Origin of the sequence: Shewanella sp. T24-MNA-CIBAN-0130 (assembly GCF_040310185.1) — a bacterium.
Classification (GTDB): domain Bacteria; phylum Pseudomonadota; class Gammaproteobacteria; order Enterobacterales; family Shewanellaceae; genus Shewanella; species Shewanella psychromarinicola.
In genome coordinates, this window is sequence record NZ_JBEOPP010000561.1 from 1 (window position 1) to 236 (window position 236).

The 236-nt window shown below is 45.3% G+C and carries 1 protein-coding gene; it reads right to left on the reverse strand.

The features are described 5' to 3' along the window. Positions 1-236, reverse strand: a 236-nt coding sequence (locus AAEZ02_RS23495; protein WP_351125655.1) for a hypothetical protein, incomplete at both ends; no start/stop codon positions are given.

The window sequence follows — 236 nt, forward strand, 5'->3', positions numbered from 1 at the left end:
GTCATAGGCAATGGCGTAATAACTGGCAAGCGCTTGCTGATATTGTTTGGCTTCAAAATTGGCGTCAGCAAACAAGTACTCGTCATTAAGAATATCTTTAGTGAGTAACGTGCTGGCTTGAGGTAATTTGGCCAATTGTAAATAGGTCTTTAATGCGCTGGCAGCCTGTGCGAAAGCGCTAATTCGTTGTGCACCTTGCTGAGTTTGTGCATCGGCATACAAACGGCGGCTATGCT